The sequence below is a fragment of the Streptomyces sp. Q2 genome, assembly GCF_056820935.1.
On the sequence record NZ_JBXEJE010000059.1, the window covers coordinates 1 to 17,209 of the forward strand.

A 17,209-nucleotide genomic window follows, 5' to 3' on the forward strand; every position below is an offset into this window, starting at 1 on the left:
CCCCCCGTCCGGGCGCCCCGCGTCCGGCCGGCCAGGCCCCGCGTCCGGGCTCGCGTCCGGCCGGTCCCGGCCAGGGCGGCCAGGGCCGTGGTGACCGTCCCGACCGTGGTGACCGTCCCGGCGCTCCGCGTCAGGGTGGCCAGGCCGCGCGTCCCGGTGCCCGTCCGGCCGGTCCCCGTCCGGGCAACAACCCGTTCACCTCTGGTGGCTCCACCGGCATGGCGCGTCCGCAGACGCCCCGTCCGGGCGGTGCCCCGCGTCCCGGCGGCCCTGGTGGCTCCGGTGCTCCCGGCGGCGCTCCGCGTCCGCAGGGCCAGGGTCAGGGCGGTCCCCGTCCCCAGGGTGCGGCGGGCGGTCCCCGTCCGCAGGCTCCCGGCGGGCGTCCCAGCCCGGGCGGCATGCCCCGTCCGCAGGGCGGCGGTCCGCGTCCCGGCGGCGGTCCCGGCGGTGCGCGTCCCAATCCCGGCATGATGCCGCAGCGTCCCGCTGCCGGCCCGCGTCCCGGCGGTGGCCCCGGCGGGGGTCGCGGTCCGGGCGGCGCAGGTCGTCCCGGTGGCGGTGGCGGCGGTCGTCCCGGCGGCGGCGGCTTCGCCGGTCGCCCGGCCGGTCCCGGTGGCGGTGGCGGCGGTTTCGCCGGTCGTCCCGGTGGTCCCGGTGGCGGTGGCGGCGGTTTCGCCGGTCGTCCGGGTGGTCCCGGTGGTGGCGGCGGCGGTCGTCCCGGCTTCGGTGGTCGTCCCGGTGGTCCGGGCGGTCGTGGTGGCACGCAGGGCGCCTTCGGTCGTCCCGGCGGTCCCGCGCGTCGTGGTCGCAAGTCGAAGCGGCAGAGGCGCCAGGAGTACGAGGCCATGCAGGCCCCGTCGGTCGGCGGTGTGATGCTGCCTCGCGGCAACGGACAGTCCGTCCGCCTGTCGCGCGGTGCCTCCCTGACCGACTTCGCCGAGAAGATCGGCGCCAACCCGGCGTCGCTCGTCGGCGTGATGATGAACCTCGGCGAGATGGTCACCGCCACGCAGTCCGTCTCCGACGAGACGCTGAGGCTCCTCGCGGACGAGATGAACTTCGTCCTCGAGATCGTCAGCCCCGAGGAGGAGGACCGCGAGCTGCTCGAGTCCTTCGACATCGAGTTCGGCGAGGACGAGGGTGGCGAGGAGTTCCTCGTCGCGCGTCCGCCGGTCGTGACCGTCATGGGTCACGTCGACCACGGTAAGACCCGCCTCCTCGACACCATCCGCAAGACGAACGTCGTCGCGGGCGAGGCCGGCGGTATCACGCAGCACATCGGTGCGTACCAGGTCACGACCCAGGTCAACGAAGAAGAGCGCAAGATCACCTTCATTGACACCCCTGGTCACGAGGCGTTCACCGCCATGCGTGCCCGTGGTGCCAAGTCGACCGACATCGCGATCCTCGTGGTGGCGGCCAACGACGGTGTGATGCCCCAGACGATCGAGGCGCTGAACCACGCCAAGGCGGCCGACGTGCCGATCGTGGTCGCGGTCAACAAGATCGACGTCGAGGGCGCCGACCCGACGAAGGTGCGCGGTCAGCTGACCGAATACGGTCTCGTGGCCGAGGAGTACGGCGGCGACACCATGTTCGTCGACATCTCCGCCAAGCAGGGCCTCAACATCGAGGCTCTTCTGGAGGCCGTGGTCCTCACCGCGGACGCCTCGCTCGACCTGCGGGCCAACCCGGAGCAGGACGCGCAGGGTATTGCGATCGAGTCCCGTCTCGACCGTGGCCGCGGTGCCGTCGCGACCGTCCTGGTCCAGCGAGGCACCCTGCGGGTCGGCGACACCATGGTGGTCGGCGACGCGTACGGCCGTGTCCGCGCGATGCTCGACGACAAGGGCGACAACCTGGAAGAGGCGGGTCCGTCGACTCCGGTCCTCGTCCTCGGTCTCACCAACGTCCCGGGCGCCGGCGACAACTTCCTCGTCGTCGACGAGGACCGTACGGCCCGCCAGATCGCCGAGAAGCGCGCGGCGCGTGAGCGCAACGCCAACTTCGCCCGGCGCGGAGTCCGGTTCTCCCTGGAGAACCTGGACGAGGCCCTCAAGGCCGGTCTGGTGCAGGAACTCAACCTCATCATCAAGGGCGACGCGTCCGGTTCGGTGGAGGCTCTCGAGTCCTCGCTGCTCCAGCTCGACGTCGGCGAAGAGGTCGACATCCGCATCCTGCACCGTGGTGTCGGTGCGGTCACGGAGTCGGACATCGACCTGGCGATGGGCTCGGACGCCATCGTGATCGGCTTCAACGTGCGCGCCGCAGGGCGTGCCGCGCAGATGGCCGAGCGCGAAGGCGTGGACGTCCGTTACTACTCGGTCATCTACCAGGCGATCGAGGAGATCGAGGCGGCCCTCAAGGGCATGCTCAAGCCGGAGTACGAAGAGGTCGAGCTCGGTACGGCGGAGATCCGCGAGGTCTTCAAGTCGTCCAAGCTGGGCAACATCGCCGGTGTCCTGGTCCGGTCGGGCGAGGTCAAGCGCAACACCAAGGCGCGCCTCATCCGCGACGGCAAGGTGGTCGCGGAGAGCCTCACCATCTCCGGTCTGCGCCGCTTCAAGGACGATGTCACCGAGATCCGCGAAGGGTTCGAGGGCGGTATCAACCTCGGCAACTTCAACGACATCAAGGTCGACGACGTCATCGCGACGTACGAGATGCGGGAGAAGCCGCGCGCGTAAGCGCTCGGCCTTCCGAGACGGTCCGGTCCGGGGCCGGTCGACGGAGAGTTATTTCCGTCGATCGGCCCCGGCCGTTCGTTGTACGGTTCTGATGTCCCTGCCACACGGATGGCGGGGCCATCGATCCCGTACCGGCGGGTGAACCGGTTACACACATGTATGTGGGGACGCTGTCCTTCGACCTCCTCCTCGGCGACGTACGGTCGCTGAAGGAGAAGCGCTCCGTCGTCCGCCCGATCGTCGCCGAACTGCAGCGGAAGTACGCGGTGAGCGCGGCCGAGGTGGACCATATGGACCTCCACCGCAGGGCCGGTATCGGCCTCGCGTTGGTGTCCGGCGACGCGGGGCACGTGACGGACGTGCTGGACCGGTGCGAACGGCTGGTCGCCGGACGCCCCGAAGTGGAACTGCTGTCCGTGCGGCGGCGATTCCACGGCGACGACGACTGACCCAAGAACGTAGAAGAAGAAAGAACGGGAGACGGACCAGTGGCCGACAACGCGCGGGCGAAAAGGCTGGCGGACCTCATCCGGGAGGTGGTGGCCCAGAAGCTGCAGCGCGGGATCAAGGACCCGCGGCTCGGCTCGCACGTCACCATCACGGACACCCGGGTCACGGGTGACCTGCGGGAGGCGACCGTCTTCTACACGGTGTACGGGGACGACGAGGAGCGGGCGGCCGCGGCCGCCGGACTGGAGAGCGCCAAGGGCGTGCTCCGCTCCGCGGTCGGTGCGGCGGCGGGCGTGAAGTTCACCCCCACACTGACCTTCGTGGCCGACGCGCTGCCCGACACCGCCAAGACCATCGAGGACCTCCTCGACAAGGCACGCCAGTCCGACGAGAAGGTGCGCGAGGTCTCCGCCGGCGCCAAGTACGCCGGTGAGGCGGACCCGTACAAGAAGCCGGGCGAGGACGAGGACGACGCCGCCGAATGACCGAGAAGACCCGGACGCCCGACGGCCTTGTCATTGTCGACAAGCCGTCGGGCTTCACTTCGCACGATGTCGTCGCCAAGATGCGCGGCATCGCCCGGACCCGCCGCGTCGGCCACGCCGGCACCCTCGACCCCATGGCGACGGGCGTGCTCGTGCTCGGCGTCGAGAAGGCGACCAAGCTGCTCGGGCACCTCGCGCTCACCGAGAAGGAGTACCTGGGCACGATCCGCCTGGGGCAGACGACCCTGACCGACGACGCCGAGGGCGCGATCACGGGGTCGGTCGACGCCTCGAAGGTCACCCGCGACGCCGTCGACGTCGGTGTCGCCGAACTGACCGGCAAGATCATGCAGGTGCCGTCCAAGGTCAGCGCCATCAAGATCGACGGTGTGCGGTCCTACAAGCGGGCGCGGGAGGGCGAGGACTTCGAGATCCCCGCCCGGCCCGTCACCGTCTCCTCCTTCGCGGTGTACGACGTCCGGGACGCCGTCGCCGAGGACGGCACCCCGGTCCTGGACCTGGTGGTGTCGGTGGTCTGCTCGTCCGGCACGTACATCCGGGCCCTGGCCCGCGACCTGGGCGCCGGGCTGGGCGTCGGCGGGCACCTCACGGCGCTGCGCCGCACGCGCGTCGGCCCGTACAAGCTGGACTCCGCCCGCACCCTCGACCAGCTCCAGCAGGAGCTGACGGTGATGCCGATCGCCGAGGCCGCCGCGGCCGCGTTCCCGCGCTGGGACGTGGACGCCAAGCGGGCCCGGCTGCTCACCAACGGTGTCCGGCTCGACATGTCCGACGAGTACACGGGCGTCGGCGCCGTGGCCGTCTTCGACCCCGAGGGCCGTTTCCTCGCCCTCGTCGAGGAGCACAAGGGCAAGGCCAAGAGCCTCGCCATATTCGGCTGAGGCTCTCCACCGAGCCCGCCCCGCGCACCGCGCGGTACCCGACCGTGGAGCGGCGATCACGGGGTCATCGCTGCCGCCGCTCCACGGTCCCCCCTCGGTTCCCCCACCCCTAGGGTGTATCCACCCGCCCCCGTCCATTCACCCGAGCGGGCAGGCGCTCGGAGTGAACCGGGGGAGCGGAAGGGGGCGCGTTCGCCGGGCGATCTGTCCGGCTGATCGCCGCGCGCCTAACGTCGAGGTCAGGGCCCTTTTCTCGGCTCACCAGACTCCGAGAGCTCATCCGAGGCGGGCCTTGGGCACGTGCTGGGGTACGGCGGGGAGGTTCGACCATGGCGGGACGGGGCCCGCGGACCGGGGACACCCACGGCACCGCACGTCCGAACCGGCAGGACGACGGCTCCCGCCGCGCGGGCGGCCGACAGTGGCCTGCCGCGGAGGAACCGGGGGAGGGGCTCGGGCGTGACGACTCGCTCGTCCTCATCCACGACCTCGCCGGCCGCCCCCGCGGCACCGGTTTCATGGCCGACCACCACGGCACGGTCGTCACCAGCCACGAGTCCGTCGACGGTCTGTCCCGGCTCGTCCTGTACGCCGCCGGGGACCGCAGCTGTGTCGTGAGCGCCGACGCGGTGACCCCGCTGCCCGAACTGGACCTGGCCCTCGTCCGAACCAAGGGCCTCGGCGTGGACCCGTTGCCCGTCACCGTGCGGGACCGGATCGACACCGGCACCTACGTGCGCGTCCCCGCCGGCTGCTGGCGCGCGGCACGGGTGCTGGGCGCGACCCCCGTGACGTACACCGCCACCGACCGCTTCCACTACCTCGGCGACGTCCTGGAGCTCGCGATCGGCACGGCCGGACGGGACGCGCTGCGCCTGGGCGGCGGTGCCGCCGGAGGGCCGGTGCTCGACGCGGAGACCGGTGCGGTGGTCGGCGTCCTCGGCACCGCGCTGCAGAGCGGCCACCGGGACGCGGGTTTCGCGGTACCGCTGCGCCCGGCGCCGAGCGGGCCCCTCGCGGAGCTGCTGGCCGTGAACGCGGCGACGGTCCCCGCGTACGGCGTCGATCTCAACCTCGCCGGGGTGCTGGAGCTGACGGCGACTTCGGTGGGGCAGGACGGGCCGGTGGGGATGCCGACGGGGGTGGGTGCGGGCGCGTGGGGCGCTGGTTCCGGCGGTGCGGGTGTGGGTGTGTGGGGTGCCGACTCTGGCGGTGCGGGTGTGGGTGTGTGGGGTGCTGGTTCGGGCGGTGCGGGTGTGGGTGTGTGGGGTCCTGGTTCCGGCGGTGCGGTAGGTGCGGGTGCGTGGGGTGCTGATTCCGGCGGTGCGGTAGGGGCGGGTGCGTGGGGTGCTGATTCCGACGGTGCGGTAGGTGCGGGTGCGTGGGGTGCTGATTCCGACGGTGCGGTAGGTGCGGGTGCGCGTAGGGATGTGATGGCGGCCGGGCCCGGGGCGGATCGGCCGGGTGATCGGTCGGAGGGCGGCTTCGGCGGTGGGGTGGGCGCGGGTTCCGCTTGGGCGGCGATCGAGGCCGCCGACGGCCGGGGCGAGCGTGCAGCGGGCCGCGGCCTGGGGAGTGCTGGTGCCCAGGGAGCGCAGGGGGGCGCCGGTGCAGAGGGGCCGGGGGTGGTGGAGCCCGTTGAACGGGCCGTTGTGGCGGCGGCTTTCGCCGCGTTCCTCGACGGCCCGGCCGCCGTCCTCGGGCTCGTCGGGGCGCCCGGCAGCGGTCGTACGACAGAACTCGCGGCCCTGGCCGCCCGCCGTCACCGCTGCGCGGAACCGGCGCCCACGTTGTGGCTGCGCGGCGCGGACCTGAAGGACGACGACGAGTCGGTGGCGGACGCGGCACGGCGGGCGCTGGCGAGGGCCGCCCGGATCGTCGCGGCGTCGGACCCCGTCCCCCCGGACCTCGGTGACACCGGCCCGGAACGCCTCGCTCGCCTCGCCCGCAACGCGGGGCGTCCGCTCCTGCTCTTGCTCGACGGCCCCGAGGAGATGCCGCCGGTCCTGGCCCACCGCCTCGCCGAATGGACCGACGGGACGGCGAGGTGGCTGCGGGAGACGGGGATGCGGATGGTGGTGGCGTGTCGGAGCGAGTACTGGGAGGGGGTGGGGTTCCCGGCGGAGCTGACGTACGACGACTCAGTCCGTCGCGGGACCGAGCGCGTCCCCCCGTGCGTCCACCTCGGCGACCTGCGGGACGACGAGGCCCGCCTGGCACGGGCGCGGTACCGCATCCCCGAGGGCGTCCTCGCAGACCCCGACACCCGGCACCCCCTCACCCTCCGCCTCCTCTCGGAGATCCGCGCCGCACACCCCGACGCCCCCGACACCCGCCTCGACCGCCACGACGTCTTCTCGGCCCACCTCGACCTGATGTGCCTGCGCATCGCCGTCCGCCTGGCCGCGCAGAACGGCCTGCGCGGCACCGCCGTACGCCGTCTCGCCGCCAGGGTCTCCGGACAGGTCCACGAGGCCGCCCGCCGCAGCCTCGGCCCGGGACAGGGAGAGCTGTGCCGGGAGTCGTTCGAGGCGCTGTTCCCGTGGGGGCAGGCGCCCGCGAGGCTCGGCGGCGGCACCGGCTGGGCCTCCGCCGTACTCACCGAGGGCCTCCTCGTCCCCGCCGGCGGCGGCTACCGCTTCGCCCACGAGGAACTCGCCGACTGGATCCAGGGAACGCACCTCGACCTGGACGAGGCGTTGCGCGCCCTGGTCCACCGCCGTACCGACCCGGAGGGCGACGGTCCGTTCCCGGTGCAGCACCACCGCATCGGGCCCGTCGTCCAGGCCCTGCTGCTCCTCGCCCGCCAGCAGGGGGCCAGCCAACTCACCCGCCGACTCGACGAGTTGGTGTACGCCCTCGACGCCGACCCGGACAACTGGTGGGCCGCCCACCTCATCGCCGAGGTCCTGCCGCGGGTGCCCGACGCGACGCCGTACCTCCCCCTCCTCCATCTGCTCACCGACCGGATGGTGGCCTGGCGCCAGCGTGCGCGGCCGCTGCCCACCGAGTTCGGGCCGGACTTCTGGACCGCCCTGCCGCTCCCCGAGGACACCCGCTTCGACCTGCTGCGCCGACTCGTCCTCGCCGACGGCCCCCCGCACGAGAGCGACGGCCCGCGCTTCCTGGACGCCGTCGCCCGGCTGCTCATCGGCGACCCCACCGCCGTACAACCGCATCTCGTCCGCTGGTTCGACGACGAACGCCCGTTGCCCGCCGCCCCGCACGCGACCGTCGCGAAGGCCGCGCAGGCGCTGCTGCACACACACCGGCACCGGGCGCTGGACGAGCTGACGGAGGTCCTCGTCGACAGTGCGCACGGCAGGGCCGACGAGCTGCTCGCCGTACTGTCCGAGGACGAGCCGTCCGCCGTGTGCCGGGCCGTGGACCGGTGGACGCACGACGAGCGGCCCGCGCGGCGGGTCGCGGCGGTGGCGTACGGACTGCGCGCCGCCCCGCACGTGCGCATCGAGGCCGACCGCGAACTGCTGCGCTACGCCGCTCTCGCCCTGCTCTCCCGCCCCGCCGACTGCACCCTGCACGGTGGCGCGCTCGCCCTGCTGGTCCGGGACCCGCACACCCGGGCCCGTCATCTCCCGCAGGCGCTCGGGCACTTCGTGGCCGGCGATCCGCAGGTGCCGCCGAGCGCGCTGGTGCCCGCACTGGCGACCCACGCGGACCCGGTGCTCGACGCGTTCCGGGCCCGGCTGCGCCGACCGGACGCCGGGCCGGTGCTGCGCACGCTCGCCGACGTCACCACGCCCGCGCTGAGCCGCCGGATCGCCGCGCTGGTGCGGGAGGCGGTGGAGCGGCACCCGGAGACGGCAGGGGACGTGGCGGCGTACGTGGACCGGCGACTGGACCACGGCCCCACCGCCCGCGCGGTCCTGCTGCCCCTGGTCACCGGCCTGCTGGACGGCGGCCCCGAACAGGTGCGGGCCGCCCTCGCGACCGTATTCGCGGCCCCCGGAACACCCGCCTCCCGCCCTCTGCGGCAGGAACTCCTCGAACTCCTCCTGACCCGCGAACACGACCCGTCCGTCCTGATCGCCGTACTGCGCGCGGCAGCCGCGGGCGAGGACGACCCCCTCGTCGTACGTGGCCTGGTCCACCGCACCGGTCTGCTCCTCGTCCGCACCCCGGACGGCGCGACCTGCTTCGACCGCGGCCTTGTCGACCTCGGGCGGCAGGTCCCCGGCTTCGCCGCGCTGGTGGCCGGATGGCTGACCGAGACACCGCAGGAATGGGCGGCGGTGGTGGGGCCCAGCGCCCGCCGGATGATCGAGAACCTGGCGGGCGCAAGGGTCCCCGTCTGACCGGGTTCACGTGCGCCGGGTCACAGCGCCCATGCCGATGCGGGCCGGAAGCACCCGGCATGGCACCCTTAGACCTGCGTGAGACATACGTGCGTGAGAGACAACCACGGACACGGGTTCGACGAGTTTGCGACGAGGAGCAGTCACAGTGCAGCGCTGGCGTGGCTTGGAGGACATCCCCGAGGACTGGGGGCGCAGCGTCGTCACCATCGGTTCCTACGACGGGGTCCACCGCGGGCACCAGCTGATCATCCGGCATGCCGTGGATCGTGCCCGTGGGCTGGGCGTTCCCGCCGTCGTCGTCACTTTCGACCCGCACCCCAGCGAGGTCGTCCGCCCCGGCAGCCACCCGCCGCTGCTCGCCCCGCACCACCGCCGCGCCGAACTGATGGCCGAGCTGGGTGTGGACGCGCTCCTGATCCTCCCCTTCACCACGGAGTTCTCGAAGCTGTCCCCGGCCGACTTCGTGGTCAAGGTCCTGGTCGACAAGCTGCACGCCAGGGCGGTCGTCGAGGGTCCCAACTTCCGCTTCGGCCACAAGGCGGCCGGGAACGTGGAGTTCCTCGCCGAACAGGGCAAGGTCTACGACTTCGAGGTCGAGGTCGTCGACCTGTACGTGTCCGGCACGGCGGGCGGCGGCGAACCCTTCTCCTCGACCCTCACCCGGCGCCTGGTCGCCGAGGGGGACCTCGAAGGCGCCGCCGAGATCCTGGGCCGCCCGCACCGCGTGGAGGGCGTCGTCGTCCGCGGTGCCCAGCGCGGGCGCGAGATGGGCTTCCCGACGGCGAACGTCGAGACCCTCCCGCACACCGCGATCCCCGCCGACGGCGTGTACGCCGGCTGGCTGCACACGCAGGGCGAGGCGATGCCCGCCGCGATCTCCGTCGGCACCAACCCGCAGTTCGACGGCACCGAGCGCACGGTGGAGGCGTACGCCATCGACCGCGTCGGCCTCGACCTGTACGGCCTGCACGTCGCCGTCGACTTCCTCGCCTTCGTCCGCGGCCAGGCGAAGTTCGACACGCTCGACGCGCTGCTCGTGCAGATCGCGGAGGACGTGAAGCGGTGCCGGGAGCTGGTGGCGGCTTCGGAGACCGCCGAGTAGTCGCGGTCGCCACGACGCCGAAGGGCGGCCGGTACCTGTCGGGTACCGGCCGCCCATTCGTGTGCGCCTACTGCTGCTGGGGCGGCGGGGGCGGGGTCTGCCCACCCGGCTGCCCCGGCTGGGGGTAGCCGTAGCCCTGCTGCGGGTAGGGCTGCTGCCCCGGCTGCGGATACGGCTGACCGGGCCCGGCGGGCGGTTGTCCCGGGTGCCCCGGCTGGGCGTAGGGCTGGCCCTGGGGGTACGGCTGCTGGGGCGGGGGCTGCTGACCGGGGTGGGGCTGCTGCGGGTACGGAGGCTGCTGTCCCGGCTGTCCTGGCTGTCCCGGCTGACCGGGCTGTCCAGGCTGGGCGTACGGCTGTCCCGGGATCTGCTGCTGTCCCGGCATCGGCGGCGCCGCCACCGGGGGCGGGTTGCCGTTGGACGTCCACAGGCCGTGCAACTGCTGGTGCCGTACGAAGTCCTCGGCGACCATCGCCGCGAGGTTGAAGTACGCCTCCCGCACCTTCGGCCGCATCATGTCGAGGTCGACCTCGGCGCCGGCCGAGAGGTGTTCGTCGAAGGGGACGACGACGACTCCGCGGCAGCGCGTCTCGAAGTGGCTGACGATGTCCTCGACCTTGATCATCTTTCCGGTCTCGCGGACCCCGGAGATGACCGTGAGGGACCGCGAGACGAGGTCGGCGTATCCGTGCGCGGACAGCCAGTCCAGGGTCGTGCTGGCGCTGCTCGCACCGTCCACGGACGGCGTCGAGATGATGATGAGCTGGTCGGCGAGGTCGAGCACACCCCGCATGGCGCTGTAGAGCAGACCGGTACCCGAGTCGGTGAGGATGATCGGGTACTGGTTGCCGAGCACGTCGATCGCGCGCCGGTAGTCCTCGTCGTTGAACGTGGTCGACACGGCCGGGTCGACGTCGTTGGCGATGATCTCCAGGCCGGACGCGGCCTGGGAGGTGAACCGCCGGATGTCCATGTACGAGTTGAGGTACGGGATCGCCTGGACGAGGTCGCGGATGGTGGCCCCGGTCTCGCGGCGCACCCGGCGGCCGAGCGTGCCGGCGTCCGGGTTGGCGTCGATGGCGAGGATCTTGTCCTGCCGCTCGGTGGCGAGCGTGGAGCCGAGCGCGGTGGTCGTGGTCGTCTTGCCGACGCCGCCCTTGAGGCTGATGACGGCGATCCGGTAGCAGGACAGCACCGGGGTGCGGATGAGCTCCAGCTTCCGCTGCCGCTCGGCCTCTTCCTTCTTCCCGCCGATCTTGAACTTGCCGGCGGCCGCCGGGCGGCTGCTCTTGGCCTTCTGCTTCTTGCTGTTGAGCAGACGGTCGGAGGACAGTTCCACGGCAGCGGTGTAACCGAGGGGCGCGGCACCGGGGTTGGCCGGCTGCCGCTGGTCGTGCTGGACGGCCTGGGGCCAGGCCGCACCTGTGCGGGGGTCGACGGCCGGTTGGTTCGGCTGGCCCTGCTGCGGGTGCTGGCCCTGTTGCGGGTGTTGCGGGTGTTGCGGGTGCTGGGGGAACGGCTGGGCCTGGCCGTCGGGCTGCTGCTGCGGGGGGCCCGGGTGGGGCTGGGCGTGGGCGGGGTTCGCCGGCTGGCCGGGGTGGCCCTGCTGCATGGGCGGCTGCGGGAAGCCGTACCCACCTTGGGCGTTGGGGGCCGGCGGCTGGGGGAAGCCGTAGCCGCCTTGTGCGGCGGGCGGCTGCTGTGCCGGGGTTGCCGGGGTGTTGGGCTGCGGGAAGCCGTATCCCCCTTGGGCGTTGGGGGCCGGCGGCTGGGGGAAGCCGTAGCCGCCTTGTGCGTTGGGCGGCTGCTGTGCCGGGGTGTTGGGCTGCGGGAAGCCGTAACCGTGCTGTGGCGCTGCCGGAGGGGCTTCCGGGCCCGGCGGCGTGGGCGCGGCGGGCGGGTTCCAGGCGGTCGGGGCGGGCTGCGGCGCCTGCGGCTGGAAGGGCGGCTGCTGCGCGGGCTGCACGGGCGTCGCTGGGTCCGGCTGCGGCTGCGGCTGTGCGGGCCACTGCGGGGCAGCCGTGGGGGCGGCGGGCTGGTACGACGGCGGCAGCGGCGGCACCCCGCTCTGTGGCGCCGGCGGGGGAGTCCAGGCGGAGGGTGCGCCGTGCGGAACGGCCTCGGCAGCGGCCGAGTCGGCGGACGTACCGGCGTCCGCCGCCGCGGCGTCCTCGCCCTCGCCGGCCGCCGTGACGGCGTCGTCGGAGGCGGGAGCCTCCACGTCGTCGCCGTCCACGTCAACGGAGGGGTCTCCGGATGCGCTTCCGGATGCGTCGCCGGATGCGTCGTCGGAGACGCCCACGCCGTCGTGCGTGCCGGCATCGGTACCGTCCGTGTCCACGGTCGTACCGTCGGAATCGCCGTCACCGTCTCCGGACGGGGCCGAAGCGCCGGCTGAGGCGTCCTCGGTGGAACCGTCGACCGAGGCTTCGCTCTCGCTCTTGCGATCACTCGCCTCGGCAGGCTGCTGAGCGTTGGCCGCGGCGGCGAGATCCGCGATCTCCTGCTTCAGGGAGGCGGCGGAGAACCGCATGGTGGCGCCGCTCTCCAGATCGCCGGTGCCGGACTCGTCCGCGCCGAAAACCGGGAAGGGGGGCGGAGCCGGGGACGGGGAAGGGCCGGGCGGAGCCGGGGTGACAGGCGGCGCGGAGGCGACCGGCGGGGCGGGCGCGGAAGGCGGGGAAGGCGGCGCGACGGGAGACTCGGGCGCGGTCGGAGCCCACTGGGCCTGCCCCTGTGGGTGGGCCTGACCCTGCTGCCCCGGCCCGTATCCCTCCGGCTGAGCCTGAGCCTGTGGCTGCTGCAACTCGAAGCCGCCGCTCGCGGCTGGCCCGGGAGGCGGAGCCGGCGCGAACGCGTTGTCCGGCGGTGGCGGAACGGCCGCAGGGGCACCGGAGGCCCCGCCGGCCGTGCCCTGTCCTGACGCCGTGTCGCCCGCGTTCTGCGTGTACCAGGCGGGCGGCGCGTAGTCGATGGTGAACTCGCCCGTCATCTCGATGGAGGACTCGGCGTCGGGCTGGTCATCGTCGGGTGTGGCCCAGCCCCCGCGGATCCCGTCCCGATCGCTGCTCACAGTTCCTCCTGGTGTGGTCGAGCACCCTCATGGCGTGCCGGGGCGACCATTACTTGTCGGCCTTGGTCGTTCGAGGTCGTCCGATCCACCGGCTCCCCCTGGGGCGCAGACGCCCGGTCAACGGGGTTCTGGCATCGCGCCCGGTACCAGCCTAATCACCACACGACCCACCTCGGCAGGCCCATCCATTCCTCAAGGCCCGACTCCGGCACCACAACCGTCCCTGAAGTGCCGTGCTCGACGCCAATTCCGGCGAACAAACCGCCCGATAGCGGATGTTCTGCCGTACGGCAAAGTGGAACAATCGTCCCCGAATGGTCAATTCGCGTCAGGTGATGGCTGTTTCAGTCCATCCGTCGAGGCATACCCAACAATCCGATCTCGGCGTCGGTGGGCTGCGTCAACACGTACTGCCGGTCGCGGTCGGTGCACCAGAGCGTGAGCCCGTCGGAGAGACCGGGCAACGCGTCCATCTCGGCCCGGGGCAGCGCCATCGTACGGCCCAGTTCCGTGGCCTCGTCCGGCGAGATGCGCTGCACCCCGACGAGCCGTGCCTGTCTGAGCAGTCGCGGGGCCACCGGACTGAGATACGGCAGCAGGGTCAGCACCGCCTGCCAGGGGCCGGAGACCACCCGGCCGCGCGGCGGGCGCATCCCGCAGTCCCGCACCACCAGCACCGGCGTACCGGCCGAGGTGCCCTGCGGGGGCACCCGGCCGACCTCGTACACCGCCAGGCCGTTCTGCCCGCCGCCCATCGCGTGCACCATCTGCATCCAGGCCTGCGGCCGCCCCGTCTCCACGGCGACGCGCGCGCCGGTCGCCGCCGCCCTGAGCGCGATGACCTGGGCGGTCCACAGACCACCGATGAGGACGACGTCGTACGGCGTCGGACGGTTGAGCCCCAGAACAGCGGGACGGCCGTCCGCGTCCACGCCGATGACCACGCCGTCGTCCCCGATGGGCAGGGTGAGCGCGTCGAGTTGCTCCACGGGCAGGGAATGCCGCGCGTGCCGCGGGCCGATGAGCCCGAAGCCGCTGCGCAGCAGATCGCGCGCCCGCTGCGGGCCGGAGGGCTGGGGCTCGCCGCGGCCGGCGGCCGCCTGACCCGCGCGCGTGGTCATCGCCGTCATCGGACACCTCCGAGGGGAAGAGTGGCGAGCATGCCGGGCACCTGTTCCCGGTCGAGGCGGGCGAGGCCGGTGCCGGTGTGCCGGGCCGCGCCCTGCACCGCCCGCCTGGCCGCCACGAGTTCGTCGTCGCTGCGCCCGGTCACCCGCAGGTGTCCGCACACCGAGACCTCCTGGCGCTCCCCGCGCGTCAGCGTGAGGCTGAAGGTGGTGGCGAGCGCGGGAACGGCCGTGACCAGGGCGACGAGCTGCGGCAGCGAGGGCGCCCGCTCGCCTCCCAGTGACGGCCACCGGCGGATCCAGTACGTGGTGTGCCGGCGGTTGTCGCAGCGCCAGCTCCGGCTGGACTCCTCGGTCCGCCGCTCCCGTGTGTCCGTCCGTCCCGCCTCCGCCGTCACCAGTGGGTTGGCGCAGGCCGAGGTGGCGATGGCGGAGGTCAGCTCCTCCTCGTCGAGGAGGGTGGCGCGGAATCCCGCTCCGGTCAGCCGGCTCGCGAGGTGGTCGGCGGCGCGTACGACACACTTCTGTGCGCCCACCAGACCCCCGCCGCGCGCCTCCACCGCCTCCGCGCACAGCTCCGGGTCGAGCTTCAACGCGATCCACGTGATCCGCACCGCAGGAGCACCCGTCTGCTCCTGCAGGGGCGCGTAGTTGGCGACGGCCACGGACTGCTGGGGCAGATGCAGCGCGGGCGCGGGCTGGGTGTGCAGCACGACCTGCGCCGACTCCAGCCTGATGTCGTCGACGCCCAGCGCGTCGTAGACGAGCGAGAGCGGCAGCGGCTGCCGGTTCCGCTCGGCCCGCAGGGCGGTGGCGTCGGCCTCCACCTGCAGGACCGCGGTGACGAACGTGCCGTCGCCGATGACTCCGACGGGCCTGCGGTCACGCCCGGCGTACGTGTACGTCCGCAGGGTCGGGTCGCACTCCACGGCCGGCGCGAGCCCCGGCTCCGTGCCCTCCGGTATCGGCACGCTCGTGGCCCGGCGCTGCCGTGCGCGCAACGCCCGTGCCGTGGCGAGCCATTCGGGCAGGGAGCGGCCGCGGCGGCGGAAGAAGGAGAGCAGCACCAGGCAGACGGCGACGGCGGCCGCGGCGACCAGGGCGACGGGACCGATCACCCACCCGACGAGCACGACGGCGAGTGCGATCTCCAGCAGGACGACGCGTTGCAGCCGGAATGCCCCGGCCTGACCCGAACGCACCCTGAGGTGGAGCGAGCCCGGCGTCGCCGACCGCTGAGCCGGTGTCCGCCGAGGCGCTGCCGGTGTCTGTCCGGGCTCCGAGGAGCCCCGTGACCGCGATCGGCCGCGGGACCGGGCGCGTGTTCCGGAAGCCATCACTCCATCCCCCCGTTTTGCTCACAACTCACTGGTATTTCAGCACCACACAAGGCCTTTGAAGGCCCGCGTACCCTACCCGCTCCACAAGTCCCCGCGGATACCAGGCATAGTAGGGGGCCGCTCTGACATCGGAGGCGGGGGACCACGTCACCCCGGCGAGCGCGGCCCATGTGAACACGGGGAGAGACAGGCACAGATGGCATCTCGGCGCGATCAGCTCAATGCCTACACCTTCGCGAAGCGCCGCATGCTCGCGGCCTTCCTGCAGTCGTCGCCCGACGGCTCGGAGGAAGGGGCGCCCCGCCCGCTCCGCTCGATACTTCCCGGCATCATCGTGGGCGTGATCGTCATCGCCGGCTTCGGGGCGTGGGGCATGTTCAAGCCCACCGCACCCAAGGGCTGGAACACCCCCAACGCCAAGGTGATCATCGCCAGCGACTCGACCACGCGGTACGTCGTCCTGAAGACCGGCTCGCAGGTCCAGTTGCACCCGGTTCTCAACATGGCGTCCGCCAAGCTGCTCCTGAACCAGGGTCAGGGCGAGGTCGTGACGGTCTCCGAGTCCGTCCTCGACAACGGCAAGATCCCGCACGGCGTCACCATCGGCATCCCGTACGCGCCCGACCGCCTGCCGTCGGCGTCCGAGGCGGGCAGCGACAAGCGCTGGGTGGTCTGCGAACGCCCCAGCGCGGGCGGCGAGTCCATCCAGAAGGCGGCCCTGGTCCTCGCCTCCCGGGACATGAAGGCGACCGAGGGCAAGGGCGAGAAGCTGGCCGGTGGTCAACTCCTGTACGTCGAGGGCCCCGACGGCAACCGCTATGTCGTGGACGCGAGCGGACGGGCGTATCCCATCGACAAGAGCGACGAACTGCTGCTGCGCGCCGTCGTCGGCTCCGGCCGCCAGCCGCAGAAGGTGTCCAAGGAGTGGCTGGAGACCCTGCACACGGGCGACGCGATCTCCTTCCCGGAGATCACCGACCAGCCGGGCACCGCGGCCGGCGCCCCCGGTCAGCTCGACGAGTCGACCAACAAGGTCGGCATGGTGCTCAAGGCGCTCGACAACAACACGGAGCAGTACTACGTGGTGCTGCCCGGCCGGGTCGCCCCCATCTCGGCCTTCGTCGCCCAGCTCCTGCTGTTCAGCGAGGACCTCGCCTCCCTCGGACAGGCCGGTCAGGCCAAGGAGATGGGCCCCGGCGCGATCGTCCCGGGCAAGCCGTTCGGCACGGAACACCGCTGGCCCACCGAGGATCCCCAGCCCGTCAACGAGGCCTCCGGCGCGGCCGGCAGCCGCAGCACCGTCTGCAACGTCCTGCGCGACGTGAACGGCTCCGGCGAGACGACGCTGAGCACATGGGCGGGCACGGACTTCCCGGCCAAGCTCCCCACCGGCTCCTCCAGCGCCTACGTCACGCCCGGCTCCGGCCAGCTCTACCGCCAGTTCCAGGGCAAGGAGACCAAGGCGGGACCCGTCTTCCTCGTCACCGACACCGGCCTGCGCTACGTACTGCAGTCCAACGCCGACAGCGGCACGGGCGACACCGGCCTCGGGACGACGGCCAAGGAGCGCAAGCAGGCCCAGCAGGAGGCCGAGCAGGCCCAGACCCGGCTGGGCTACAAGGAGGTGGACCCCGCACCGGTCCCCGCCGCCTGGTCGGAGTTCCTGCCCACGGGCCCACGCCTGTCGACCACCGCGGCCCGCCAGCCGCAGGGCTCCTGAGGGG

Annotated in this window: 10 protein-coding genes; 7 read left to right on the forward strand and 3 right to left on the reverse strand. The window is 72.8% G+C overall.

From position 1 onward, the window contains the following. The 6 genes from infB to ACWBNA_RS42410 form a co-directional block, all read left to right on the forward strand. The coding region (gene infB, locus ACWBNA_RS42385; RefSeq protein ID WP_482709925.1) for a translation initiation factor IF-2 at positions 1-2,687 on the forward strand (2,687 nt) is incomplete at its 5' end. 155 nt (positions 2,688-2,842) lie between these two features. Beyond that, entirely contained in the window at positions 2,843-3,136 is a 294-nt protein-coding gene (locus ACWBNA_RS42390; protein WP_217234567.1) for a DUF503 domain-containing protein, read from the forward strand. 39 nt (positions 3,137-3,175) lie between these two features. Next, complete coding sequence (gene rbfA / locus ACWBNA_RS42395; protein ID WP_217234566.1) at positions 3,176-3,622, forward strand: 30S ribosome-binding factor RbfA; 447 nt, start codon at positions 3,176-3,178, stop codon at positions 3,620-3,622. After that, positions 3,619-4,524 (forward strand): tRNA pseudouridine(55) synthase TruB, encoded by a 906-nt coding sequence (gene truB / locus ACWBNA_RS42400; RefSeq protein WP_482709926.1) that lies wholly within the window; start codon positions 3,619-3,621, stop codon positions 4,522-4,524. The genes rbfA and truB overlap by 4 nt, the downstream gene beginning before the upstream one ends. Before the next feature lie 329 nt (positions 4,525-4,853). Beyond that, positions 4,854-8,840: a serine protease gene (locus ACWBNA_RS42405; protein WP_482709927.1), complete on the forward strand. Its 3,987-nt coding sequence runs from the start codon at positions 4,854-4,856 to the stop codon at positions 8,838-8,840. Between the two features lie 148 nt (positions 8,841-8,988). After that, positions 8,989-9,945 (forward strand): bifunctional riboflavin kinase/FAD synthetase, encoded by a 957-nt coding sequence (locus tag ACWBNA_RS42410; protein WP_482709928.1) that lies wholly within the window; start codon positions 8,989-8,991, stop codon positions 9,943-9,945. 67 nt (positions 9,946-10,012) lie between these two features. Here the strand turns inward: ACWBNA_RS42410 and ACWBNA_RS42415 are convergent, their stop codons facing one another. The 3 genes from ACWBNA_RS42415 to eccE form a co-directional block, all read right to left on the reverse strand. Continuing rightward, positions 10,013-13,018, reverse strand: a complete 3,006-nt coding sequence (locus tag ACWBNA_RS42415; protein ID WP_482709929.1) for an SCO5717 family growth-regulating ATPase — start codon at positions 13,016-13,018, stop codon at positions 10,013-10,015. Between the two features lie 344 nt (positions 13,019-13,362). Then, on the reverse strand, positions 13,363-14,148 hold the full coding sequence (locus tag ACWBNA_RS42420; protein ID WP_482709930.1) for a hypothetical protein: 786 nt from the start codon (positions 14,146-14,148) through the stop codon (positions 13,363-13,365). Then, complete coding sequence (gene eccE, locus ACWBNA_RS42425; protein WP_482709931.1) at positions 14,145-15,482, reverse strand: type VII secretion protein EccE; 1,338 nt, start codon at positions 15,480-15,482, stop codon at positions 14,145-14,147. Before eccE ends, ACWBNA_RS42420 begins: the two co-directional genes overlap by 4 nt. 199 nt (positions 15,483-15,681) lie before the next feature. On the opposite strand from eccE, the gene eccB reads away from it, so the two are divergent. Further along, on the forward strand, positions 15,682-17,205 hold the full coding sequence (gene eccB / locus ACWBNA_RS42430) for a type VII secretion protein EccB (RefSeq protein ID WP_482709932.1): 1,524 nt from the start codon (positions 15,682-15,684) through the stop codon (positions 17,203-17,205). The last annotated feature ends 4 nt before the right edge of the window (positions 17,206-17,209 follow it).

Excerpts from the sequence above, each read along its gene's own strand:
- ACWBNA_RS42390 (WP_217234567.1), top strand. The coding sequence starts at position 2,843 with ATGTATGTGGGGACGCTGTCCTTCGACCTCCTCCTCGGCGACGTACGG.
- truB (WP_482709926.1), top strand. The coding sequence starts at position 3,619 with ATGACCGAGAAGACCCGGACGCCCGACGGCCTTGTCATTGTCGACAAG.
- ACWBNA_RS42405 (WP_482709927.1), top strand. The coding sequence starts at position 4,854 with ATGGCGGGACGGGGCCCGCGGACCGGGGACACCCACGGCACCGCACGT.
- ACWBNA_RS42420 (WP_482709930.1), bottom strand. The coding sequence starts at position 14,148 with ATGACGGCGATGACCACGCGCGCGGGTCAGGCGGCCGCCGGCCGCGGC.
- eccE (WP_482709931.1), bottom strand. The coding sequence starts at position 15,482 with ATGGCTTCCGGAACACGCGCCCGGTCCCGCGGCCGATCGCGGTCACGG.
- eccB (WP_482709932.1), top strand. The coding sequence starts at position 15,682 with ATGGCATCTCGGCGCGATCAGCTCAATGCCTACACCTTCGCGAAGCGC.